At 55.3% G+C, this 25011-nt stretch carries 20 protein-coding genes; 7 read left to right on the top strand and 13 right to left on the bottom strand.

Annotated features, from left to right (window positions below; translation table 11 throughout):
• The first annotated feature begins 64 nt into the window (after positions 1-64).
• Positions 65-511, top strand: a complete 447-nt coding sequence (locus AC23NW_RS02175) for a hypothetical protein (RefSeq protein WP_487447400.1) — start codon at positions 65-67, stop codon at positions 509-511.
• Between the two features lie 41 nt (positions 512-552).
• Positions 553-2952: an ABC transporter permease gene (locus tag AC23NW_RS02180; RefSeq protein ID WP_487447401.1), complete on the top strand. Its 2400-nt coding sequence runs from the start codon at positions 553-555 to the stop codon at positions 2950-2952.
• A 65-nt stretch (positions 2953-3017) separates the two neighbouring features.
• Here the strand turns inward: AC23NW_RS02180 and AC23NW_RS02185 are convergent, their stop codons facing one another.
• The gene (locus AC23NW_RS02185; RefSeq protein WP_487447402.1) at positions 3018-3455 is read right to left on the bottom strand and encodes an energy transducer TonB; all 438 of its coding nucleotides are present in this window, start codon (positions 3453-3455) and stop codon (positions 3018-3020) included.
• Positions 3456-3566: 111 nt separating this feature from the next.
• Here AC23NW_RS02185 and AC23NW_RS02190 point away from each other — a divergent pair, with 111 nt between their 5' ends.
• On the top strand, positions 3567-4049 hold the full coding sequence (locus AC23NW_RS02190; RefSeq protein WP_487447403.1) for a formylglycine-generating enzyme family protein: 483 nt from the start codon (positions 3567-3569) through the stop codon (positions 4047-4049).
• Positions 4050-4179: 130 nt separating this feature from the next.
• Here AC23NW_RS02190 and AC23NW_RS02195 read toward each other — a convergent pair whose 3' ends face one another.
• The 6 genes from AC23NW_RS02195 to AC23NW_RS02220 all read right to left on the bottom strand — a co-directional run bounded on the left by AC23NW_RS02195 (position 4180) and on the right by AC23NW_RS02220 (position 12707).
• Entirely contained in the window at positions 4180-5085 is a 906-nt protein-coding gene (locus AC23NW_RS02195; RefSeq protein ID WP_487447404.1) for a hypothetical protein, read from the bottom strand.
• Positions 5086-5237: 152 nt separating this feature from the next.
• Positions 5238-7079 carry a tetratricopeptide repeat protein gene (locus tag AC23NW_RS02200; RefSeq protein WP_487447405.1) on the bottom strand — a complete coding sequence of 614 codons (1842 nt, stop codon included), beginning with the start codon at positions 7077-7079 and terminating at the stop codon, positions 5238-5240.
• An 89-nt stretch (positions 7080-7168) separates the two neighbouring features.
• Complete coding sequence (locus AC23NW_RS02205) at positions 7169-10033, bottom strand: immunoglobulin domain-containing protein (protein ID WP_487447406.1); 2865 nt, start codon at positions 10031-10033, stop codon at positions 7169-7171.
• A gap of 389 nt (positions 10034-10422) precedes the next feature.
• A complete protein-coding gene (locus tag AC23NW_RS02210; RefSeq protein WP_487447407.1) occupies positions 10423-10938 on the bottom strand; it encodes a hypothetical protein in 516 nt (171 codons plus the stop codon).
• A gap of 20 nt (positions 10939-10958) precedes the next feature.
• Positions 10959-11474: a hypothetical protein gene (locus AC23NW_RS02215; protein WP_487447409.1), complete on the bottom strand. Its 516-nt coding sequence runs from the start codon at positions 11472-11474 to the stop codon at positions 10959-10961.
• Between the two features lie 21 nt (positions 11475-11495).
• Positions 11496-12707 carry a choice-of-anchor Q domain-containing protein gene (locus tag AC23NW_RS02220; RefSeq protein WP_487447410.1) on the bottom strand — a complete coding sequence of 404 codons (1212 nt, stop codon included), beginning with the start codon at positions 12705-12707 and terminating at the stop codon, positions 11496-11498.
• Between the two features lie 126 nt (positions 12708-12833).
• On the opposite strand from AC23NW_RS02220, the gene AC23NW_RS02225 reads away from it, so the two are divergent.
• Positions 12834-13202 carry a hypothetical protein gene (locus AC23NW_RS02225; RefSeq protein WP_487447411.1) on the top strand — a complete coding sequence of 123 codons (369 nt, stop codon included), beginning with the start codon at positions 12834-12836 and terminating at the stop codon, positions 13200-13202.
• Between the two features lie 14 nt (positions 13203-13216).
• Here AC23NW_RS02225 and AC23NW_RS02230 read toward each other — a convergent pair whose 3' ends face one another.
• The 6 genes from AC23NW_RS02230 to AC23NW_RS02255 all read right to left on the bottom strand — a co-directional run bounded on the left by AC23NW_RS02230 (position 13217) and on the right by AC23NW_RS02255 (position 20179).
• Positions 13217-13774, bottom strand: a complete 558-nt coding sequence (locus tag AC23NW_RS02230) for a hypothetical protein (RefSeq protein WP_487447413.1) — start codon at positions 13772-13774, stop codon at positions 13217-13219.
• Positions 13775-13950: 176 nt separating this feature from the next.
• Positions 13951-14766, bottom strand: a complete 816-nt coding sequence (locus tag AC23NW_RS02235) for an aldo/keto reductase (protein WP_487447415.1) — start codon at positions 14764-14766, stop codon at positions 13951-13953.
• Between the two features lie 77 nt (positions 14767-14843).
• Positions 14844-17297, bottom strand: a complete 2454-nt coding sequence (locus tag AC23NW_RS02240) for a hypothetical protein (protein WP_487447416.1) — start codon at positions 17295-17297, stop codon at positions 14844-14846.
• Positions 17260-18255, bottom strand: coding sequence for a hypothetical protein (locus AC23NW_RS02245; RefSeq protein ID WP_487447418.1), 996 nt, complete (start codon positions 18253-18255; stop codon positions 17260-17262). The genes AC23NW_RS02240 and AC23NW_RS02245 overlap by 38 nt, the downstream gene beginning before the upstream one ends.
• Before the next feature lie 69 nt (positions 18256-18324).
• Entirely contained in the window at positions 18325-19101 is a 777-nt protein-coding gene (locus AC23NW_RS02250) for a LytR/AlgR family response regulator transcription factor (RefSeq protein ID WP_293833296.1), read from the bottom strand.
• A 7-nt stretch (positions 19102-19108) separates the two neighbouring features.
• On the bottom strand, positions 19109-20179 hold the full coding sequence (locus AC23NW_RS02255; RefSeq protein WP_487447419.1) for a sensor histidine kinase: 1071 nt from the start codon (positions 20177-20179) through the stop codon (positions 19109-19111).
• Between the two features lie 575 nt (positions 20180-20754).
• Between AC23NW_RS02255 and AC23NW_RS02260 the strand changes: the two genes are divergently transcribed.
• The 3 genes from AC23NW_RS02260 (at position 20755) to AC23NW_RS02270 (ending at position 25011) form a co-directional block, all read left to right on the top strand.
• Positions 20755-23439 (top strand): TonB-dependent receptor, encoded by a 2685-nt coding sequence (locus AC23NW_RS02260; RefSeq protein WP_487447420.1) that lies wholly within the window; start codon positions 20755-20757, stop codon positions 23437-23439.
• 127 nt (positions 23440-23566) lie between these two features.
• Positions 23567-24520: a sugar phosphate isomerase/epimerase family protein gene (locus AC23NW_RS02265; RefSeq protein ID WP_487447421.1), complete on the top strand. Its 954-nt coding sequence runs from the start codon at positions 23567-23569 to the stop codon at positions 24518-24520.
• A 26-nt stretch (positions 24521-24546) separates the two neighbouring features.
• Positions 24547-25011, top strand: a complete 465-nt coding sequence (locus AC23NW_RS02270) for a heme-binding domain-containing protein (RefSeq protein ID WP_487447422.1) — start codon at positions 24547-24549, stop codon at positions 25009-25011.

The raw sequence follows: 25011 nt of genomic DNA on the forward strand, positions 1-25011 counted from the left end.
CTTAGTGCTTGTATATATAATTTTCTTATATATTTTTGTTCCATATCATATCAATCAGCAAGCCATGCAACAACTATCCAGTGTACAAGTATACCGGCTACGGCAGGAACTGAGGCGGCGGACGTCGCAGCGTGAGGTACCGGAGCCATTAATCCGCCGGCTGGCGCTGGAGGTTGAGGTCTTGATGGCCTCCGGCAAGCCGTTTGAAGAGGCGTTGCTCATGACGAGACAGCGCCATAGCCCGGGAGGGCGGACCCGGCCGCGCTATGACGGTATCGCTGTACGGGGAACCGGCCGGCGGCCGGGGCAACGGCATCTGGTATCGGCGCAGTGGCCGGCATGGATGCGGGGTAGCGTGGTGGCCTTTGCCACGGTTATGATCTGCATGATGTGGGCAGGCCGGTTATTTGCCATCTCACCGGCCGTGTTTAAGAACGTCTGGATGGTAGCGCTGGGGGCGGCGGTATGCGCCTACGGCGCCCGGCGGCTGTTCCGGATGCGGGCCCGCTAACGCTTTCTGCCTTTTTCCTGAACCAATTAGTCATAAACTGTATGCTTACTCATTATCTGAAACTGGCCGGTCGCCGGCTTTGGCGGGAGCGCCGTGTCAACATAATCCGCATCGGCGGGCTGGCGCTGGGGCTGGCCTGCGGCATGGTCATTTTTCTGGTGGTCAACTACATGTTTAGCTTTGACCGCTATCATCCGCACATAGACCGGTCGTACTGGGTCGTTACGGATATCAAACGGGAGCATACCGTCCCGACCGATGCCGCGCCCCGTCCGATGGCAGATGTGCTCCGGCGCGAGTATCCGTTTGTTGAAACTGCGGTCCGGCTGGAAACATTTTTCGGCCGGAACATCAGCGTGCCCGACGGTAAGGGCGGCTGGGCTAAAAAATTCGGTGAGGCCCGCAACATGTGTTATACCGAGCCTCAGTACTTCGATGTTTTCGGCGTCGAATGGGTGAGTGGCGACCGCAAAACGGCACTGGCAACGCCCAACACCATTGTCCTCAGCGAGCGCTATGCACAGAAATATTTTGATACGGAAAATGCCCTCGGCAAGACCCTCCGGCTCGACAACCGCACGACGCTGACCGTTACCGGCATCATCAAAAATCCGCCGCCGAATACGCAGCTCCGGTATGACGCGCTGGTGTCGTATGGCACCATCCCGGTACTCGAAAACCAGGAAGCTCTTCAGGACTGGACGGGCTTACAGGCGATGTGTTTTGTGGTGTTGCGTGAGGGTGCGAGTCCGCAGCAGCTGGCGCAGGTGTTACCGGCGGTTAAGCAGAAATACCTGTCCGACGAAGACCGCAAGCATTTTGACTACCAGATGCTGCCGCTCAGAGAGCTGAACCACCAGCGCAGCGGCATGGCCCCGCGCCCGATTCTGTACGCGCTGATTCTGGTCGGGATGCTGCTGATTCTGGCGGGCTGCATCAATTACGTAAACCTGGCAACGGCGCAGGCTCTGCAACGGTCGCGGGAAATCGGGGTCCGGAAGGTGATGGGCAGTTCGCGCCGGCAGCTGATCCGGCAGTTTTTGCTCGAAACGTTGCTGCTGACGCTCGTAGCCGTTGCGGTAGCGCTGCTGCTGGCCCAGCTGGTCTTGCCGCTGGTGAACCGGACGCTGGCGGGTGTAGTCGAAAAACTGGATCCGTCCATTTCGATTCTGGACCTGCTGAAACCCCGGGCCATGGGCTGGTTTGCGGCCCTGATCCTGCTGGTTGTCCTGATGGCAGGCTTTTATCCGGCGCTGGTGTTATCCCGCTTCAATCCGACCAAAGTGCTCTCGGGGCGGTTGACAACCCGTTCGGCGGGCGGGCTTCGGGTCCGGCGGGGCCTGATAACCGGTCAGTTTCTGCTGACCCAGCTGTTTTTGCTGATCGTGCTGGTGATCACCACGCAGCTCCGGCATATGGATTCGGTCGACTGGGGTTTCCGGCACACGGGCGTACTGGCGGTCTGGATGCCGCGCGACGGAGCGGTGCCATTTAGCCAGCTGCGGGAGAACTGGCTGCGGGTGCCGGGAGTTGAGCAGGTCACGTTTGGCAGCGATCCGCCGGCCGCGCCGTTTAATCGGCCGGTACCGTTCAGCTACCACACCCGAACCGAACCCGAAGGCTTTGAAACCCGTCTCCGGGCGGCCGATGAATACTACCTGAAGGCGTTTGACCTGTCGCTGGTAGCGGGCCGTAACCTGAATCCGGCCGATACCGCCGGTCGGGAAATGATTGTGAACGAAACACTGGTTAAAAAACTGGGCGTTTCGCCGGCGAGTGCCATCGGTAAGCAGGTGCGTATGAAGGATGCCGACCGCGTGATTGTGGGGGTTGTCGGTGATTTCCGGAGCAGTGATCTGCGTAGTCCGGTGATGCCGGTTTCGCTGCTGCACGATGCGTCGCACAGCCGCATGGCGATGATTACCCTGAAGGCCGGCTATACCGATAAAACGCTGGACGCTATACAGGCCATCTGGGACAAAACCTTTCCCGATCAGGTGTATCGCGGGCAGGATGTAGACAGTATGCTGGAACGCTTTACTGAAACCGAAAAGCTGCTGGCTGGCTTTGTGCAGATTTTCGCCCTGATTGCCGTTGGTATGAGCTGCTTAGGTGTATACGGGCTGGTCATGTTTATGGCTGAGGCCCGTGGCAAGGAGATCGGGGTACGGCGTATGCTGGGTGCCCGGACAGTACAGCTGCTCTGGATTTTCGGCCGGGAGTTCGGGCAGTTACTGGCTATTGGCTTTCTGGTGGCCGCTCCGCTGGGCTGGTGGCTCATGGGGAGCTGGCTGCAGCAATACACCTACCACGTATCGATGAGTACCTGGATGCTGCTGGTTACCCTGCTCGTCACGTTGCTGATTACGGTGCTGACGGTGTACCGGTATGTGATGAAGGCGGTTTGTGCCAATCCGATCCAATACCTGCGGGCAGAATAGGCGGGTAGTATAATCCAGCAAAGCCGGACAGTGCAACAGTACTGTCCGGCTTTGCTGTTGAGTGGCTATGGCTTTTTGGGGCCGGCAACAAACCGGAACGGAATCTGCGTATAGGCCCGCAGTACGCGGCCATCCTGCGAACCCGGCTTCCAGACCGGCATCCGGCTGACAATGCGGAGTGCTTCCCGGTCATACGCTTCCTCTCCGGCTGAGTAGTGAATAACCGGCCGCGAAAGGCTGCCGTCTTTTTCCACAATGGCCCGGACAATCACCAGCGTTCCTTTCGGCTGTTTGTCGGGCTGGACAACAGGATAGTTGCTGGTTTGCTGAATAAACCGGAACAGGGCCTGGCTGCCACCGGTAAATGCCGGTGCGACCTGTACAATGGCGTACGCGGTCGTATCCTGCCGGGCCGGCTGGCTGACAGGTATTGTTGGCTGAACAGGGGAGATGCCCGAAAGCATCATGAGGATCGGGAAAAAGGTCATCGGCTGGCTGAACATGCTTTATCTTCAGATGCCTGAACGTGCTTTTTTCCACAAGGGAGTTAATTTGACAGCACCTATACGCTAAGCCGCTGCTACCGCGTTCTGAAAGAAAAACACAGACACACAATGAAAAAACTCCTCCTTGCCCTTGCTTGCGTAACCGGTTTAACGGTACAGGCGCAGGTCACACTTGATCAGCGGCCCGTATCGAATAAAGAGTGGGCAGCTTTTCTGCAGTTTGCTGAGCATGACCCCGCTTTTGCGAAAAATTACAAAACGCTGATTCCTGACCAATGGAGCAAGGCAGCCACCGCCCGCGCCAATGCCGATAAACCGGTGACGGGGGTGAGCTGGCAGCAAGCCGAAACCTACTGTCAGTGGCGCAGCGCCGTGGCGACGTACCGGCAGACCCATACCGCACCGGCGTCGTGGCAGGTTATGGAAAAGGCCAATGCTGCGGCCGGCCGGCAGGTCGTCTATCGGTTGCCAACCGAACAGGAGTGGGAAAAACTGGCCGTCCGCCAGGGCAGGAGCGAGGGGATTGGTTTCCGGTGTGTACAGTTACCAACCGAACAGGATTGGGAGAAAAGCATCCGTTCGCTCCGGTAGGGTACTGGCTTTGTGCATACCGCGCCGGATCGTTTAGTATATAAGTTAGTGGTTTACGGGCAGCTCCGGCCCACGGTCACCGTCCGGGTCACGGGTGCGCTGGTGCCGCATTCATTGGTAAGACTGGTTGTCAGGGAGTCAATTCTAAAGGTTGATTTGAGGCTGTCAGCGTAACTTTTCGCCGCCATACCGGGGGGGCATTTTCGGTACCGATCCAGGTGTATTCACCATTCGCGTCTGTGAAAGTAAAGCCGCTTACGGTCAGGTTGGTAATGCCATCGGGTGGTGATACGCTGCTACAGGCTCCGCTTAGCGTAGGACTGGTTAGCCCCAACCAGTTGGTGCAGGGTAGTTTTGTGATGGAACCGGCCAGGTTATATGATAGGAGCATAGTCAACGGATACGGAAGTACCAGCTCCCATCGGGTTTGCGTTGATGACCACTGGATGAAAGCAATAATCTCAGCTCCGCTAAACGTAACAGAAGCAGCCCACCGGTTGGCTCCGTTATAGGTACCCACCCACTGGTAGGTTGTATTTGCAGACGCCAATCCGGCAGGCATACCTGTCACCACTACATTACCGACTGCATTGGCCGGAGTTGTACAGCCTCCGCTCAGCGTTGGCATTCCACCTGTATTGATGCCTGAAAATTCAGGTATCCAGCCGGTGCAGGGAGGGCCGGCGGCAGTGCCGGTTTCATTATAGGCATAATATCGGGTATTATCCCTGATCTCCCAGCGGTTTCCCGACCAGCGGATAAAGACCGTGACCGTCGGTGAGCCGGCTGTCACGGTAACGTCCTGCGACCACTCATTGGCCGTTGAGGTCGGATTATACGTACCGTTAAGAAAAGATAAGGATGTGAATCCGGTAACGGTAATCGGGGAGGCGGCCGGTGCGGTTCCGGCGTGTGTATCAGGAGCTGTGGCCAGCCAGCAGATGAGTAAAAACAGACCGGTGCAGATAACGCCAGGAAGCTGATGTGCGGATAAACGGGGGCGGGACTGCCGGAGGAATAAGCGTAGTGTGTTCATACAGGAGCTATACATCTTGTGCATGTCTAAGGTAGCCACAGCGGCTGGTAGCGCGACCAGGAAGGGCATAGACAAAAACATAGACAAACTGTAAGTGTCTGCCTTACTGTGGTTTATGGGCAGGTGTTAAGCGGGGTGCTTCCGGCAGATGGTCATTGGTTTAATAAATCGTCCAGGTCGGTTTGTTCGCCGGCGCCGAGCCGTTTCCGTAATCGGTACCGCGTTGTCCGGACAGAGGCAGGTGAAATGCCCAGGATATGGCCCATCTGGCGGGTATCAATATTGAGTTTGGTCAGGGCCAGAAACCGCTCTTCGGCAGGGGTCAGGGCGGTGAACCGGGCACGCAGCATGGGAAAGAAAGCGGGGTACACCCGTTCGAAGCGCCGCCGGAATTCGTCCCAGTCTTCGTTGGTAAGCAGGGGCGTGGTGAACAATTGCCGGAGCAGGCTGCTGCCCGACGCGACCCCGGAACCGGTCTCCGGACCGGGATTCTGATCCTGCAGGCTGTCCGTAATGGCCTCGATCAGTGCATGCCGCTCGCGCAGATTATCCATAAAAACGGCCAGATCCTTATGGGCCCGCTGCAGTTCCTCTTCAACCAGCTGCTTTTCGAGCCGCCAGGATTTTTCCCGCTCGGCATTGATGGCGGCCTCCTGCCGGTTTTTCAGCCGGCTAAGCTGGTATAACCGCCAGAACAGCGCTGCAATCAGTATCAGTACCGTGGCTGCAACCCCGAACCGCAGGCGCTGTTGCCGGCGGTCTGCTTCGAGGGCGGCCACTTCGGTCTGATGCTTCTGAATCAGCAGCCTTTGCTCCACCAGTGAAATCTGATCGGAGTTGTAGCGTTTATTAATGCGCTGGTCCAGCACCGACATACTGTCCAGATACCGGTATGCCTGTACCGGATCGTTGACTGCCAGATAATACTGACGGGCAACGTCGCAGTAGTTACGGAGGTAATTTTCGTCGCCCAGGTTACTGCCGAAGGTGGCCGGTCCGGGACTGATATTGCGCTGATAAAGGAGCTTTGACCGGGTCAGAAAATACAGACAGCTGTCGGGTTGCCGGCGCATGAGGTAAGCACGGGCCAGGCTCAGGGATGCCTGATCGGGCAGTAACCCTTTATTGTTGGCATTGAGCGCAATGGTATAATCAAACCGCAGGGCATTGATCGCTTCGGATACCCGTTTCTGGTGCAGGTAAATTTTGGCCAGATTGCCATAGATATTACCGGTCCAGAAGACCGACTGCTGCGCCCGGGCAATGGCCAGTGCCTTTTTGAAATAACGTTCGGCCTGCCGCGCATCGGCTGGTTTTCCCAGCTGATTTATCCGCAGGTAACACAACGCCAGTGTATTCGGCGTCTGAACCCTGAAATTTTCGTTGAAGGCCGGATACCGGATCGCTTCCTGCAATAAGCGGATCGCCTTGCCGTATTCCTTGAAATAATAATAGCTGAAGCCCAGTTCGTAAAGATAGCGGTTGATTCCCGGAACGTGCTGATAGCCGATTCGCTGAAAGGTTCCGTTTGCTGCTACCAGATACTCAAATGCCTTGCCGTAGTCTTCACTCAGGAAATAATACAGTCCGGCAAAATGCTGACAAACACCCTGAATCTGATCGTTTCCGTCGCGGACAGCCTGGCGGCCGGCCGTCAGAAAGAGTTCTGCTTTCTGACGATTGGTTAGTGCATTGTTATTTTTTTCGTAGGTATTGCGCAGAAACCGGCCGTATTGGCGGAGAGATTCATCCTGCTGAATGCGGGCAAAGTCCTCTACGGTATCCAGTATACGGAACGCCGTTGTTTTGTGCTGTGCCACTACCAGGCTACTGTCGAAATAGTTAAGCAGGATCACGACCCGTTGCGGGGGCGCTGCCCGGCTGATCAGCTGTAGCAGCGGGTTGGCTTGTGCGGCAAAAACGGGGAGAAAAACCGTTAACAGAAAAATGATAGATGTGTCTGATACCGTGTACCGGCTTCTCCCCCTCGTCATTGCAACCAATTATATGTCTTCTTCCAGTATAAGTCTACAATTTATTGCTAAAAAGCGATACTTTCTTTCCTGAAAGCAGAAAAAAAACATCACGGGCAATTCCGGCCCACGGTCACCGTCCGGGTCACCGGCGCGCTGGTGCCACAACTGTTGGTGTAGGTGGCCATCAGGGTATAGGTCCCCGCCTGCTTCACGTTCAGCCCGATTGCCTCATGCGTGGCGCCCTCGCGGAAAACCGTACTGAAAACATAGTCCTTCGGACCGGTCATGGTAAACGAGGTGGCCACACCACGCCCCGTGAGCCTGACCGGACAGGCTGATTCATCGGCGGTGAAGCTCAGGATCTGCGCCGGCGGGGGCTGGATGCCGCCCACCACGACCTGACCACTGGCGGTAGTGGAGCAGACACCCGTTGTGCAGGTCGCCGTCAGCAGGCTGGTGCTGCTGCCCGCCGTCAGGGTGATCATGGCCGTTGTGGCACCGGTTGACCACAGGATTTGCCCGCTGCAACCGCTGGCGGTGAGGTTCGCCGACTGGCCGGGGCAGACGGTGGCGGAAGAAACGCTGAACGGCGGCAGGCTGAAATTCTCCGTCACCGGCAGGTTATTGCTGACCACGGTACAACCGTTGGCACCCGTCGCAGTGGCCGAATAGGCCCCCGTCTGACTCACACTAATAGTATTGGTTGTCTGGCCACCAGACCACCGCAGGGCCGTTACCGAAGCCGTGGCCGTCAGGGTGATGGTGGGCTGCGTACAGGTCAGTGTGCTGCTGAGGGCCGATACACTGACCGTCGGGCCGGTCTTGTCCTGCGTAATGGTCAGACTATTGCTGATGGCCGTGCAGCCGTTACTGCCGGTGACCGTCACCGAATAAACACCGGTGGTGCTGACCGTGACTGATGTAGTCGTTTCACCGGTTGACCACAGCAGGGCGGTGGCTGATGCCGTGGCTGTCAGGGTGAGGGTGGGCAGTGCACAGGTCAGGGTAGTGCTGAGGGCCGACACACTGACGGCCGGACTGGCATTGTCCCGTGCGATAGTCAGGTTATTGCTGACGGCGGTGCATCCGTTACTGCCGGTAGCCGTCACTGAATAAACGCCGGTGGTACTGACCGTGACCGACGTAGTCGTCTCACCGGTTGACCACAACAGGGCGGTGGCTGATGCCGTGGCTGTCAGGGTGAGGGTGGGCTGGATACACGTCAGGGTAGTGCTGAGGGCCGACACACTGACCGTCGGGCTGGTGTTGTCCTGACCTATGGTCAGGCTGTTGCTCACGGCCGTACAGCCGTTACTGCCAGTGGCCGTTACGGAATAAACACCGGTGGTGCTGATGGCTATCGTGGTAGTGGCTTCCCCGGTAGACCACAACAGAGCAGTGGCTGATGAGGTAGCCGTCAGGCTTATCCGGGGATTAGAGCAGGTAATCATATCAGACGGAGTCGACGTAAGCGATAGTGAAGGCTTCCCGTTAACGGTCAGAGCAAAAGCAGTACTGGTGACATTAAGCCCTCCCGTCACGACGACTGAATAGTTTCCTTCATCGTTAGTACTTACATTGCTAAGTATCAGCGTGGCTGAAGTCGCCGAGGTATTTGTCGTCAGGGGAGATCCGTTCCTGTACCACTGGTAGGACGGGGAAGAACCCGTGGCACTTACGCTCACCGTAACGGTAATGCCGGCACAGACTACCGAAGCCGAAGGGGGCTGCCGGACAATCTGCACTGAAACAGGACTGCCGTTCTGGTCTTCGTAAGCCCCCATGTCAATGCTATAATTGGTGCCAACAATACGGGGATTGCCAGCCAGATCTGTCGGAGGTCCGCCGACAGCGGTATAGCTGGCGAGATCGCCCCGGTCTCTGGCTACCGAATTAACTGCCAGTTGTGTGGTGGCTGTTCCGGCAAATGGCGATGTGGTTATACCCGTGAGGTTAGAAGGGTCGCTTATAAAGCCTGTAACACCATTCTCAAATAGCGAGTAACGGGCAGTTAGTGTAGAAATACTCGAAGCAACCGCGTTTGAGCCATTGTTGCCAAACACTACACAATTGGTAAGTAATAAGTTACATCCATTGGCATACACTGCCCCGCCACTTCCGGAAGTCTGATTGTTCTGGAAGCTACAGTTGGTCGCTATGGCAGTGACGCTCTCGACACTAATAGCCCCGCCCTTTGCGGAAGCCTGATTGTTCTGAAAACTACAGTTAGTCAGCACTACATTGCTTGTGGATCGGTCCAGCGAAAACCTTGAGTTATTACTGATGGCCCCGCCAATTTCAGACAGATTGTTTTGGAAGTTACAGTTGGCCAGCACAGGGCGGCTGTCAATAAAGTAAAGCGCCCCGCCGCCAAAGGTAGCCTGATTACTTAAGAAGTTACAGTTGATCAGTGTTGGAATGCTATTATCGGAGTAAAGCGCCCCGCCGGTAGCAGTAGCCTGATTACTTAAGAAGCTACAGTTAATCAGGGTTGGACTGCTGCCAGAATTGTATATTCCGCCCCCAAAAATCACATTTCCCCCTCCGGTAATGACAAAACCATCCAGCAAGGCAGTATTCGTCAGTCCGCCCGGGTTGGTAATGACCCGGCTCCCGTTTCCTGCCAGCGTCGTATTAGATGGGTTACCGATAACCGGATTTACAACAGGACGGCCTGACAGACTTTGTTCGTTACCGGCAAAACCACCGTAGACAGCTACGCCGTCCTTCATCGAAAAACTGCTGCCACTGGCAGGTTTATACATCCCCGCCGCGACCCATACCTGATCGCCGGGCTGGCTGGCATTAATGGCGCCCTGTAAATCGGTTGTGCTCGTCGCCCAGCTAGTGGCGGAGGCGGCCGGCGTGAAGCCCGTCGTGGAAACGTAGCGGGTGGTCTGGCTAAAAGCCCAGTGCGTAAGCAGCAGACAACAAAACAGGCCGATGGCCCGGATTCGTATTAATGGATTCATGGATTGTTCGTATTCAGTAGAAATCATTGATTAAATCTGATAAAAAGAAAACCCGGTTAGTAAGCGCATACACGGCTGATGCGCTGGCGTTCGATGGTATAAAGTGGTCGGCAGGCACTCAGCCGGCAGACGGTCAGGAGGGGCAACAGCACACGGAAAAACATGGCAAGAAAGGGGTTGTTTGTGGCTGCAAGTTCCCCTCTATACCCCACTTAGTTGTTAGTCATTCGTCCAGAAATGTTTGGCTCCGTGTCAGAATGAAAAAAAAAGTTTGTACATGTCTCATTTGTCAATGAATACAGGAAAATGGTATACTTGAGCCGATCTGGCATACCGTCGATGACAAACCGCGTTCAGGCCGGCAAACCGGCTCAGGTATGCCGGCTTTTCTACGGACAATTGCTGCTGATGGTTACCGTCCTGGTCACCGGCGCGCTGGTGCCACAACTGTTGGTGTAGATGGCCATCAGGGTATAGGTGCCCGCCTGCTTCACGTTCAGTCCGATTGCCTCATGCGTGGCGCCCTCGCGGTAAACCGTGCTGAAGACATAGTCCTTCGGCCCCGTCATGGTAAACGAGGTGGCCACACCACGGCCCGTCAGCCTGACCGGACAGGCCGATTCATCAGCCGTGAAGCTCAGGATCTGCGCCGGTAGGGGCTGGATGCCGCCCACCACGACCTGACCACTGGCGGTAGTGAAGCAACTGCCCACGGTGCAGGTCGCCGTCAGTAGGCTGGTGCTGCTGCCCGCCGTCAGGGTGATCATGGCCGTTGTGGCACCGGTTGACCACAGGATTTGTCCGCTACAACCGCTGGCGGTGAGGTTCGCCGACTGGTCTATACAGATGGTGGCCGAGGCAATGGTAAACGGCGGCAGGCGGAATGTTGTAGAGAACGAGTACATGTGTTCAAATAGCTTAACAATTATTGGGGTAGTGCCGCCGTTTCGTCCGGTGATCCGGCGGGGAAATAGAGGCTGTAATAGTCAATGCGTTTTTTCGGATCGAAATGGCAGCAGACATGCAGCGACTGGCGGCGGGTATGGCCGTCGGTAAACTGCAGGTCGGCCAGGCAGTACGAGATCACGTACACCCCCGCCTTGCCCATGAGCGGTAATTCCCCGCGGCTCCGGACCGGCAGGTGGGTAAGCTGGCTGAGCTGGAGGACATTAATCCGGTTTTTCTGCCGCCACTGCGACCAGTTCGCCACGACGACGGCCTTTTTGCGATAGGCCGGTCCGCCTTCAGACGGAATAAACACCACATCGTCGGCCAGCATACCGGCCCAGGCCTCCATATCGAAGTCGGCCTGATAGGAGAGTGCTTTCTGGGTAAGGACCACATAATCGTCGGAGGCGATGGAGAGATCCTCCGGCTCATCGGTCCGGGTGGTCTGGCAGGCAAACAGCCAGAGGGGAAGTGCCAGTAACAGGAGCTTCATACAGTAGTTGTATTCAGGGGTTTACGGGCAATTGCGGCTGACGGTTACCGTCCGGGTCGCCGGTTCGCTGGTGCCGCAGCTGTTGGTGTAGGTGGCCGTCAGGGTATAGGTGCCTGCCTGTTTTACGTTCAGGCCGATTGCCTCATGCGTGGTACCCTCGCGGTAAACTGTGCTGAAGACATAGCCTTTAGGACCGGTCATGGTAAACGAGGTGGCCACACCACGGCCCGTGAGTCTAACCGGACAAGCGGATTCATCGGCGGTGAAGCTCAGGATCTGCGCCGGCGGGGGCTGGATGCTGCCGACTATGACCTGTCCGTTGGCGGTAGTGGAGCAGGCGCCCACGGTGCAGGTCGCCGTCAGCAGGCTGGTGCTGCTGCCCGCCGTCAGGGTGATCATGGCCGTTGTGGCACCGGTTGACCACAGGATTTGCCCGCTACAACCACTGGCGGTAAGGTTTACCGACTGACCGGGGCACACCGTAGCGGAAGAAACAGTAAACGGCGGCAGGCTGAAATTTTCTGTGACCGGCAGGTTATTGCTGACCGCCGAACAACCGTTGGCGCCCGTTGCGGTGACCGAGTACGTACCGGTCTGGCTGACGCTGATTGTCGTGGTCGTCTGGCCGGTCGACCACAGCAGGGCGGTTGTTGATGCGGTGGCCGTCAGGGTCAGACCTGGGTTGATGCAGGATAGGGTGGTTGACGGGGGGGCGGTTACTGTCACCGATGGCAGGGCATTGACCGTGAGGCTGAAAGCCGTGGAGGTGACACTGTTGCAGGTCCCCGTAACGACCAGAGAGTAGGTGCCGGCATCGGCCGTGCCGGCCTGAGGAATGGAGAGCGCTGCGGCCGTCTGGCTGGTAACGGGTGAACCATTTTTGTACCACTGGTAGGCTGCTACAGTACCGGTCACCGAGGCCGGCAGGCTAACGCGCTCACCGGAACATACGGCTGTTGCTGATGCCGGTAGCGGTGCAAGCCCGACAGGGAGTGCCTGAGATTCGAAGGCACCTATATCTACCCGCCCGTCAACGATACGGGGATTCCCGGCCAGATCAGTAGACCCTGCTGTAGCTGCCGTGGTCGTGGGGTCGCCTGCGTTGATGGCCGGTGAGCACGCGGCTAAGGCCACTGAGCTTGCTGACTCGAAGGGAGAGGAGGAGGTCGTCAGGTTATTGGTGCTGGTGTAGCTCGTTACCGTACTTTCTATCAGGCAATATCGGGCCGTCACTGACGAGGCAGCGGAGTTAGAAAATGTTCTGGCTCCACCATTGCCAAACAGAACACAATTGGTTAATACAGGATAACATCTCTTGGAATTAAAAATAACACCGCCCCCGTAACTATCTGTGTTGTTTTGGAACGAACAGTTGAGCAGTACAGGGCTACAGTCAGTATAATTATTGATAGCACCGCCAGCACTCGACACATTGTCTATAAAACCACAGTTAGTGAAGGCCGGACTGCTAACGTTACTGTTAAATATCGCCCCACCGAAGCCAGCCGTTCCGGACACTACGTTTCTCTCAAAACGACAATTGGTCAGTTGAGGGTTACTGCCAATGTTAGCTATGGCCGCGCCACTGGCGTCATCTCCGCCCTGATTGTTTATGAAGCTACAGTTGAACAAAGCGGCATTACTGCCTTCTTTGTTGCACATACCGCCTCCTCCGCCATTTGTCAAGGTATTGGTTGTGCGATTATTTATAAACATACAGTTGACTAGTAGGGGGCTGCTGCTTATATTATACATTCCTCCTCCATTGGCGTCATTTCGGTTGGCCCGCTGGCATTACCATCAATAATGACAAAACCATCCAGCCGTGCACTACTTGTCAGCCCGTTGTTGTTATTGAATATGACGTGATAGCTGTTGTCGCCATTATAGCCGGCTGTGCCAATATCTCCGCTGAGAATGGTGGTGAAGCTGGCCGGGTTGCGCTCGTTGAAGGCAGGCGTTCCTGTCGCCGCAAAACCGCCGTAGATCGTTACTCCGTTTTTCATCGCGAAGCTGATCGTCCGGCTGTCAGGGCCGGTGGTTGTTGTGGGCTTGTAGGTACCCGCTGCCACCCAGACCTGTCCGCCGCCGTTGGCCGCTACGTAGTCGATGGCGCCTTGCAGACTGCTCGTGCTGGCAGTCCAGCCGGTGGCCGATGCGGCCGGGGTATTGCCCGTCGTAGAGACATAGCGGGTAATCTGTGCCAGGGAGGTGGTACAGGCGAACAGGGTCAGCAGACCGCTCAGCAGGTATGTGCGTTTCTGCGGACGGGGTAGGATAAACGAAAAGGTAGTCAGCATGGGTGATCAGGAATTTTCCGGAGGTAAAATTCCCTGATCACCCTGACAAAGACGTTCCCTATTTGACCAAAAAGTTTCCCTATTTGGTCAGGACTTTCCTTATTTGACCAAATTCGGTTTTTGAGGCCGAAAATGGTATGTAAAGGCGTAGTAGAAGCAATAGCCGGATAGTGTGCCTACAGATAATCCATCGGATCGTCAGCGATGCGGGTATTGTCGTGGAGGGTGTTCAGCAGCGCCATGTCGTCGCCGGAAAGCTCGAAATCAAACACGTCGAAATTCTCACGGATACGATCTTTTTTCACCGATTTCGGAATGGTTACCGCCCCCTGCTGCAGCGACCACCGGACCAGTACCTGATACGTACTCTTGCCGTATTTCCGGGCAACGGCAACCAGCGTGGGATCATGCTGTTTCAGGCCGCGGACAAGCGGCGCATAGCCTTCGATCTGAATGCCGTGACGGCGACAGTAAGCAAGCACATCGGGCAGGTAACAGTAGGGGCTCAGCTCAATCTGGTTAACGGCGGGCATGATGTCGGCGGTGGCCAGTAATTCGTCCAGATGTGGTTCGTAGTAGTTACAGACCCCGATGGCCCGCGCGCCTTTCTGCTGGTAAATGTGTTCGAGTGCCCGCCAGGTATCGCGCCGTTTTTCGCGGACCGGCCAGTGAATCAGGTACAGGTCAACGTAGTCGGTCCGGAGTTTGCAGAGGCTTTCTTCGAAGGCCCGCAGAGTAGTATCAAAGCCCATGTCGTCGTTCCAGACTTTGGTCGTAAGAAACAACTCCCTGCGGGGAACGCCGCCGGCCTCAATGCCGTCGGCTACTTCCTGTTCATTGCCGTATGCAGCGGCGGTGTCGATCAGGCGGCAACCCAGCCCGAGCGACCACTCAACGGCCTGCTGTACTTCGTGATTATGCGAGGGGGCGTATACCCCGAGGCCAAGGCGCGGCATTTCCACGCCATTGTTCAGAATAAGGGTAGGTATCATTACGGTAAGGGTTAGTCAACGTCAGTACATCATAGTGGTGTGGTGGCGCGATTCCGGGTCGTGCCACCACTCGCTTTTTATTCGCCCGCATGCGCCGTCTCGCCGGCGAGGAAGGCAGAATAGAGCGCACACTCCCGCACCATGTCGGCATGGAAACGGCTTTTGGTATATTGCTGCCGGTACTGGTTGAAGTAAGTCGCATACCCGTCCTGACGCAGGCTGTCCATCGACTTGTTGAACGGTTCCGGATCGGCATCGAAGCCGCGTTTGGCCTGTTCAACGGCCTTACGGGCCAGGAAGGCGTGTTCTTCGCAGCGGGCGGTCATGTAAAGCGAGCGCGCCGCCAGCTCCGGATTTTGGGCCGCTTTGGCCGATTGCGCAAAGTAGCGCTGGGCGGCGGCGGTGGTATAGTAGTTATCATCGGCGAGCCGTTCCAGACCGATGCGGTCGGTTTGGCCGCCATACGGCATATAGATATAGACGTTTGGCTCGGCACTGCTCCGGTAGCGGTGCACCAGCAGCCACGCATTGCCGTGCCAGCTCAGGTTGTAGGCCCCGCAGCCCAGCTGGTAATAGAGTTCAGCGGCCCGGTCCCCGGATGCCTGTTTCGCCTGTGTCTCCAGTTCGGCCATGCGGCGCGCAAACGTGACCGGCGTATACGGATTACCGGTTTTTTCGTCCGGCAGGTTAATGGTAAACGGATTAGTGTCGAAATAGAGCGTAAAAGCCTCGTCTTTCCAGGTTTTTTCGCTGACCCTGGCGAATGCTTCGGCAGCGGCATTGTACTGTTGCGCCGCCATCAGCCGGCGACCCAGAAACGCATATAGGTAATCATTGTCAAAACCGGTCAGTTTCAGCAGCCGCTTGTCGAAGTCGGTAGCCGACGGCTGCGTGGAAAACGCAACAACTTTCTGCGCCGTTGCGGCCGATGTGCTGTCTTCGATAATCAGCTGGTCGGTATTGTTCATGAAATAGCCCTGATCGGTTGCCAGTTCGTGGGTGGTCAGCATCGTCAGCAGGAAGGCTTTGGCCACATCAGCGTCGCTGGCATCTGCCTTTTTCGACCCCATGCACGACGTCAGCCAGCCCCAGCTGCTGCTTTCGCCGGTAGCGCTGCCCTTGTAACGGCCTGCAAACTGCTGGCAGGTGCGGACAAAGGCATTATTGAGCCGGAAACTGGCGGATTTACCGAAGCGTTCGAGGTAGCCGATCAGCTTGCTTTCGACCTCCGGGGTGATTTTATCCGTCTGCGCAGCCAGCAACAGCATTTGCTGCAGGACAATCTGCTTTTTCAGGGCTTCATTACTGGTTGGCGTCTGTTCTGCCTGTTCCAGCGTTTTTCCGGCTGATGCGTAGTCTTTTCTAAGGTAATCCAGATACGCGGCGGCGGTCAGGAAGAAGGCCGGTGATCCCGCGTTTTGCTGACTTAGCTGTTTATTACCGGCAGCATCCAGGGCAAAGGTTTTCAGTTTATCGATATACGAATCGGTCTCGGTCCGGCGTTTGACGAAGGCGATGGAGTCATTGCGTGATGACTCGTCATAGGCGTAAACGGGGTTCCCTTCGGCAAAGAAATAGTATTCGTTCCGGTTGATTTCCCGCGCAAAAATGAGCTCGATCAGCGGGTTTTGGGGTGTCAGTTTTACAATTTCTTCCAGAAATGACAAGGCGTCCTGTTTGGGCTGAATGGCACAGAGCGCATAAACAGCGGCCTTTTCCTGATCGGTCTGTGCCAGTCCGAGTGCTTTCTCCGTAAAGTGCAGGCCATAAATCCGCAAACTGGCTTCGGCCTCGCGGCGCCGTGACGGGCAGCGGTCAAACACCTGCGCAAATTCATAAATCGCACGGGCCGTATCGCCCAGCGCGAGTGAGGCGCCCGCGCACCGGCAAAGTGCCCAGTCGCTCACGTACGATTTTTTGGCCAGTGGCTTGATAAACTGGTCGTATAAGGTCTGGCTTTGCGCCGGATCACCGATCTGGTCGGCCAGTTTAACGGCTTGAAAGCCATACCGTTCCTTCAGAAACGGATCGGCGGCCGAGGCGTAGGCTGTCTTGGCTTGTTCCAGCAGGGCCGTCAGGCGGGTTGTATCTGCGTTTGCCGGTGTCCAGGGGTCTTCGCTGGCCGGAGCTGCCTGCTGCGTATCGTGCAGGAAGGTCAGATAGGCATGTGCCGGCGCATTGTTGGTTTGCAGGTAACGGCTCAGCGCACTGGTTGTGGAGCCGCCGTAGAGCGATTGCCGGATATCGGGCACCGGAAGCGCATTGTTCAGATAAACGGCCCATGCCTGTGTACTTTCATCAACAACCAGCGAATCGGTTTCGGCGGGTGAACCCGTTTCGGGCGTGTTATAAATCTGCGGGGAGAAAAAATAGAGCTGATCCTGCGGTTTGGCATTGCTGCTCTCCGGCATGAAAAAACTCATGAACTCATTGATGTCGGAAGGGCCGGGGCCACAGGCAAAACCCAGTAAAATCGCAAAGGCCAGCGCCGTTTTACGGGACAGAGCGGAAAAGGGATTTGATAAACGCATGGGGGTAGTTGGTCAGAACCGTGCTGTCTAAATGATAGAGCGCAAATGTAATTTTTTCGGTCTGAATCTTTTCCAGAACAGCGGCTTTCCCGCGGGCTAATTCGTTAACGGCACAGGCTTCGGCCCGGAACAGGTCGCCTTTGCGGATCGAAAGCCCGAGAGCGACGGTATCGCGTTGCGCCACGAAGCGGTTGGTGTCGGGCTGCATCGCCAGAAACGGCTGTTTGCGCAGGGTCGCCTGCTCCAGATTGTTCAGCAAAACCAGAAAGCGGTTGTTGCGGTAAACGACCGTCCAGCGGAAAAGCGGGAACACCACATCGAGTGGTAGCGGATACTGGTCCAGTCCGGTCAGGTACCGCCCGGCTACATCGGCGTCGTAGATGGAGTTGCGGGTATCGGGCTTTTTCCAGTCGCCCATGTTATAGACCATCAGCATGCCCCGGTCGGCGGGTGGTACCCCGGTTTGGGTCCTGTATTTAACCTGATGCAGCCGGATCGTTGCCGACACCGGCACACGGCCCTGCTTCCGGATACGTTTCAGGAGTGTAAAGTACCGGTCGCGGGTCGTTTGGGTCCAGTCGCAGTCGAGCTGGATTTCGGCAGGCTGAATGCCCTGTTCCTGCGCCATAACCCTGATTTTGGCCAGCATGTGCTCCGCGAGCTGCCGGATAGCGGCTGGCGGGGTCTGCCGGATGGTTTGATTGGTAATAAACACAACCGGCACAATCCGCAGGCCGGCGGGTAGTTTGCCGGCAAAGCGGATGGGCGCTTTGGGAATCGGTTGTCGCCGCTGAGCGTCCCAGTCCACGTCGAAAAAGCGGACGTACAGGGTACGGATGTGATGGGTTTTCAGCGCCTGTAGTTCGGTCCGGTTAAGCCGGAAAGTGGTTTGCCAGTAATAAAAGGCCGGAGTCAGTTCTTTGGGTGCTTGCCGGTCCGGCTGACAGGTGAACAGCAAGAAACAACACAGCAGGACTGTGAACCAGCCTGTTAGGGCTGCACCAAGCCGGTTAGCCGTCTGCACGCTTTAAATCCACTTACTGACAAACTGATTGAACTGCTCTTTGTACTGGTCGCTGACCGGAATCGTTACCTGCCCTATCTGGATGGAGTTCCGCGTGATGGCCTCAATTTTGTCGAGGGCGACGATAAACGAGCGGTGGACGCGCATGAAGCGGGTCGACGGCAGTTTTTCTTCCAGGGCCTTCAGACTCGTCAGGGACAGAATCGGTTTGTGGGTGCCGCCGTCACGGTCCTGTTTCAGGTGGACCTTGACGTAATCCTTCAGCCCTTCGATGTACAACACATCGTCGAGCGCCACCCTGACCAGCTGGTACTCAACTTTCAGGAAGAGATAATCTTCGGCTTTACGTTCAGTATCGGCGGCCGGCGGCGCCAGCGGGGCAGGGGTATTGGCGCGCTGCACTAATTCGGTGTAGTGGAGGGCTTTGGTAGCCGCCCGCAAAAACTCTTCGTAGTTAAAGGGTTTCAGGAGATAGTCAAGCGCATCGACCTTATAGCCGTCGACCGCAAACTGGTTGAACGCCGTGGTAAAGATAATGCGCGGACCACGGCCACCGGCCGACGCCCGTTCGATCACCCGGGCCAGTTCGATGCCGGTCAGGTCGGGCATCTGAATGTCCAGAAAAATTACATCAACGGCCTGCTGCTGAATGGCCTGCAAGGCTTCGACCGCACTCGAATAACGGCCGGTGAGTTTCAGAAAAGGCGTTTTATCAATAAAAGCAGCGACGAGGCCCAGCGCGAGGGGCTCGTCATCGACCGCGATGCAGTTTAAGACCATGTGTGTATTACCCGACATTTAAAGACAAATGTACGGCATACTCGTCATTCGGCGTATGTTCGTTTACACTTAAGGCATAGCGCTCCGGATACAGCAGATCCAGCCGGCGGCGGGTGTTGACCAGCCCGATCCCATTGCTCAGCTCCAGTGACGGGGTCTTTTCGCTGAACAGCGTATTCCGTACTTCAACGTTGATTTTCGGGCCGATCTGCTTGATAATGATCACAATGTGGCTCGGCTGAGTAGCACTTACGCCATGTTTAAAAGCGTTTTCGACAAACGGCAGCAACAGCATTGGTGCAATCGCCACATCGTTTAGCGGCTCAGGTACCTCCAGCGTAATTTTTACCTTATCGGTGAGCCGGAGCTGCATCAGCTGGATATAATCCTGAATAAAGTCAATTTCCTTACTGAGAAGCGTCGTTGTGCTCTGGGTTTCGTAGAGCACATACCGCATCATCCGCGACAACCGGTGCAGCGCCTCGCGGGCATTCTCGATGTCGATCAGGGTCAGGGCATAGATATTATTCAGGGTATTGAAGAAGAAATGCGGATTGATCTGGGCCTTCAGAAACGAAAGCTCCGAGCGCGTTTTGTCCTGTTCGAGGGCCTGCCGCAGCTCGGCGTCGTGCTGCCATTTCTGAACGGCGGTAATACTGGTACTGATACCGAGGATAAACGCCGTCGTCAGAAAGCGGAACATGTCAAACCACTGCTGCCCTTTTTTAGGATATTGCCGGCCTTTCGGGAAAAAGACCCGCTCCATTAATTCCTGTAGGTTGAGCCAGCTGTCGAGGGTTTTGACCGACAGCAGCACGAGGGCAATCATCGACAGACAGAAGATGATAAACAGGCCGGTGCGTTCGCTGAGGAGCAGTTTCGGCACGGCAAACCCGGTATTCAGGTAGTAAATACCCATCCATAACACAAACAGACAGCCTTGCCGCACCCAGAACTGAGGCGGAAGGTCAACCTGCCAGGTCAGGGGTTGAAACATGAGCAGGATAAAACCGAATAAGGCCCATCCTAACAAATGGATCAGTACAGGAACCGAACTACGGATCGAAAAAGAGGTCATTATAACGGACTATTATATCACAATACTACATTACAATTCACAATCATGCGCAGATAACCTACCGGCCGGAAGAATCTCCCGACTAACTATCGGATTTTATCTGCTAAAGGCCTCTGCCGGAAGGGCGGCCTTTACGGAAACGGCAAGTCTTCTCACGATGAGCAACGATACCGATCGCAATGGAACGGTATTCTTTGTTCTGATTTTCAGTAGGTAGCGATAGTGGAGGGCAGTCCTGAAACAAGACAGCCTCATTTCAGGGAAATGAGGCTGAATCTAACCTTTCTAATCTTATCATGAAACACGCCGACTTGTTCGAGCAGAGTGTTACACAACAAACTTAACAGATCAATGCAAGTTTCAAATCATAAATAGATAAGACTCCCGATTCTCCCGACTAAATCCCCCTTTTTTACCGACGAATCGTCTCTGCGCTGATCTTCAGCATACATAGAACGCTTTGTCGGTAAAAACAGAGATTTAGTCGACGTTCGCCGGTTCATTATCTATTGTACTTTTTTGATATAATAAGCAATTGTTGTTTTGCATCTGAAATGTGCAATCATATCAACTTCATGAATAAAAAGTTCTATTCTCTGCTTATTACATCAGCCCTGCTGTCGCAGGCATATGCCCAGTTTCCCGGGGGTGGTATGGGAGGAGGATTCGGTCGTCCCGGACAAATGCCCGGTCAGGGGGATCAGCGAAACCAAAAGACTTTTGTGCCCGGTACTGCCGACGATGATCGCCCGCGCGGTAACGGTAAATTAGCCGGTCTGCTGATGGATTCAACCAGCAACAAACCGGTCGAATACGCCACCGTAGCCTTGATGGACAAGAAAACCAGAAAGCCGGTTGACGGAACCACGTCTGACGAAAAAGGACGTTTCTCGCTCTCGAAACTGCCGGCCGGGGAGTTCTACCTGCAGGTATCGTTTATGGGCTACCAGAACGAAACTATCAATAACATTACCATCGCTAAAGGCACGGACATCAACGTCGGGATCGTAAAAATGAACCCGGATGTGCGGACGCTGAGCGAGGTAACGGTAACCGGTCAGGCGGCCGTTATCGAAGAAAAAGTAGACCGGCTGGTGTATAACGCCGATAAGGACATTGCCTCAAAAGGTGGTGATGCTACCGACATCATGCGGAAAGTACCGATGCTGACGGTTGACCTTGACGGTAATGTAAGCCTTCGCGGCAGCCAGAACGTAAAGGTGCTGATCAACAACAAGCCATCGACGATTGTGGCCAGCAGCGTAGCAGACGCGTTGAAGCAGATTCCGGCCGATATGATCAAATCGGTAGAGGTAATCACCAGCCCGTCGGCGAAATACGACGCGGAAGGCTCTGCCGGTATCATCAACATCATTACCAAAAAGAACACCCTGCAGGGCGCAACGCTGAATGTCGATCTGGGCGTGGGTAACCGCGGGGCCAACATGAACGTAAACGGTTCATACCGTCAGGGTAAAATGGGCTTTAACCTGGGTGGTTTCGGCCGGGCCAGCTACAACGTAAAAGGTGCGTTTGAAAACACGCAGAGCACGTTCGGCACAAACGGCACCACCCGTACCATTCAGATGGCCAACACGAAAAGCAGCGGCATGTTCGGCCACTACCAGCTGGGCTGGGATTATGATATCGACAAGAATACGTCGTTGTCGGCCAGCCTGCGCTACGGTGTCCGGAACCAGCTGTCGACTCAGGATAACCTGCTGACGCAAACGTTCCTGCCGAAAGCAACCAGTGCCATTCTGTCGGGCCGCGATGTAGAAACAAAGAACCTGTCAGGAACCCTGGATGCCAACATCAGCTACCAGAAGACCTACAAAACCAATCAGGAACTGAGCGTACTGGGCTTATACAGCCGTAACAACAACACGAATAACTTCGTGGCCGACCTCCTGAACGGGACGGATATGCAGACGATCATTGCCCGCCAGAAAAACGATAACCTGAGCTATAACCAGGAATCAACGGTGCAGGTCGATTACCAGACGCCGATCAAGCGTACCCAGTTGCTGGAAATCGGTGGTAAAGGGATTTTCCGCCAGGTAAACAGCGATTACGCGTACTATAACGCAACGCCGACCGGCGAGTACATTCTTGACAAAACACGGCCGGCCAACACCCTGAACTACGACCAGAACGTAACGGCCGGATACCTGTCCTACACCTATGCCAGCCGCAGCAAATGGACAATCAAAGCCGGTGGACGCTATGAGTATACGTTCATCAACGCGAAGTTCAACAACGAACAGGCCGGTGACCTGAGCGATATTCCGGACTACGGTACATTCGTGCCGAGCATTAACCTGTCGAAAGGTATCCGTGGCGGCAAAACCATCAAGGCGTCGTATAACCGCCGGTTGCAGCGTCCGGGTATCCAGTTCCTGAACCCGAACGTAAACGCGTCGAACCCGACCAACATCAGTGTAGGTAACCCATACCTGTCGCCGGAACTGACCGACAACTTTGAATTAGGATTCAGCGGTCAGGTGAAAGTACTGTACCTGAATGCAACTCTGTTTGCCCGCCGTACAGATAACTCGATCACGAGCGTACGGGATACGCTGACACAGAACATTACAACAGGTGGTGCCACAAGCCTGCAACAGGTGATCCGGACTACCTATAAAAACATTGGTTACGAAGATGCGTACGGGGTCAACCTCTTCCTGAACGCTACGTTCTTCTCGAAACTCCAGATTGGTGGTGGGGTTGATCTATACCATGCTTTCCTGACCAACAACGGCAGTGCCATGTATGGTGCGTCCAACTCGGGCTGGGTTGTTTCAGGTCGTTTATTCAGTAATCTGACGCTGAAAAACGGCTGGGGTGTGCAGGCATTCGGTGGTGCCCGTGGCCGTCAGGTGCAGCTGCAGGGCTATCAGGGCAGCTTTGCTTTCTATAACCTGGGTGTGCGGAAAGAATTTAAGAGCAAGCGCGGCAGTATCGGTTTTGCGGCCGAGAACTTCCTGAACTATCCGTTCAAGGTACGTTCGGAGTCGATGTCGCCGATTTTCTCGCAGCAGAGCGTAAACAGCATGTATAACGCCAACTTCCGGATCACGTTTAATTACCGGCTGGGTAAAATGAGCTTCGACGGCTCAGGTTTCTCACTCGGACGCAGAAAGAAATCAATCAGCAACGACGACGTGAAGAGCGAAGGCGGTGGCAATGATAACGGTGGTGGTCAGCAGCAGGGCGGCGGTATGCAGCAAGGTGGCGGCGGCGGACGTCCCCGTCAATAAGCGGCTGTTCTGTTAAAACATCCTTAAAAAGCGTTGGCAACCCGAAAAGCCAACGCTTTTTTACGTACTTTACCGACAAGAGTGCTATTTTTTCTATAATTTACCATACAACTAACCTTATCTTAACATGCTTAACCGAAGAAATTTTCTGAGGCAGGCCGGCGTGACGGCACTGGGCGGGCTGGCGTTACCAGCACTGGCAGACAGCCTGTCGGTAACTGGCTTACTGGCCGAACGACCGGTTGGTATCCAGCTGTTTACGCTGTTCCGGTTTATGAATGAAGACCCTAAGAGTACGCTGGAAAAAGTGGCGGCGGCAGGGTATAAAGAAGTCGAATCGGCGTTTAATTCGCGGGGTGGCTATTATGGCTACAACGCGAAAGAGTTTAAGGCTCTGGTCGAGAGCATGGGCATGAAGTGGCGGGCACACCACGCCGGCGGTGCTCCGTTCCGGCCGCGCCCGACCCCGCCTGCCAGCGGTACAGCCGCCGCCGGTGGGCCCCCGGCACAGGCACCGCGGATGCCGGCCAACATGCCGCCAATGCTGAACCTGCGCGATAACTACCAGCAACTGGTCGATGAAGCGGGTGAAGGCGGGCTGTCGTATCTGGTCTGTTCCAGTACGCCGGTTGGCACCATCGACGACATTAATAAGTCGATTGAGGTATTCCAGAAAACGGGTGAAGCCTGCAAAAAGGCGGGGATCGGATTTGCTTACCACAACCATGCCACGGAGTTTGACCCGGTCGACGGCGGCAAAACACCGTATGAACTTATCCTGTCGCAGACCGATAAGGATCTGGTAAAAATGGAGCTTGATCTGGCCTGGGCCGTGAAAGCCGGTAAAGACCCCGTGGAGTTGTTTAAGGGGCAGCCGGGTCGTTTCCCGCTCTGGCATGTCAAAGACATAAAGTCGGATCTGAAAACGATTACCGAAGTCGGCAACGGGGTGGTTGACTTTAAGAAAGCATTTGCCGCCGCAAAAATCGCCGGGTTGAAGTACATTTTCGTAGAACAGGACATGGCGCCTGGCGTTGAAAGCATTCAGACCAGCATTACCAATCTGAAAAAGGTACTGTAATCAGTAAGTTAATCCGCCGTAATTCTATGAAAAAGCGCATACTGATCGCCGCAGGTGTCTTATTGGTTGCTATTCAGTTTATCCGGCCCGCACGGAACACCGGTAGCGCCGATGGCCCGCAGGATATTACGCACGCTGTGGCTGTTCCGGCTCCGGTGCTGACCATGCTGAAAACAGCGTGTTATGACTGCCATTCCAACCAAACGGCGTACCCATGGTATGCTACTATTCAGCCGGTCGGGTTGTGGCTTGGGCATCACGTAGACGAAGGCAAGGAAGAACTGAATTTTTCGGAATTCGCAACGTATGCCCCGAAGCGTATGGCGCATAAACTCGAAGAAATTGCGGAGGAGGTAGAAGAGGGCCATATGCCCCTGCCGGCCTACACACTCATTCATACAGATGCAAAGCTGACAGAAGCGCAGGTATCTGAACTAACTGCCTGGGCTAAAGCGCAGCAGCAACAGGTAAAGGCGAAGATGGGGCAATAG

Source organism: Arsenicibacter sp. R0_47, from assembly GCF_057652235.1.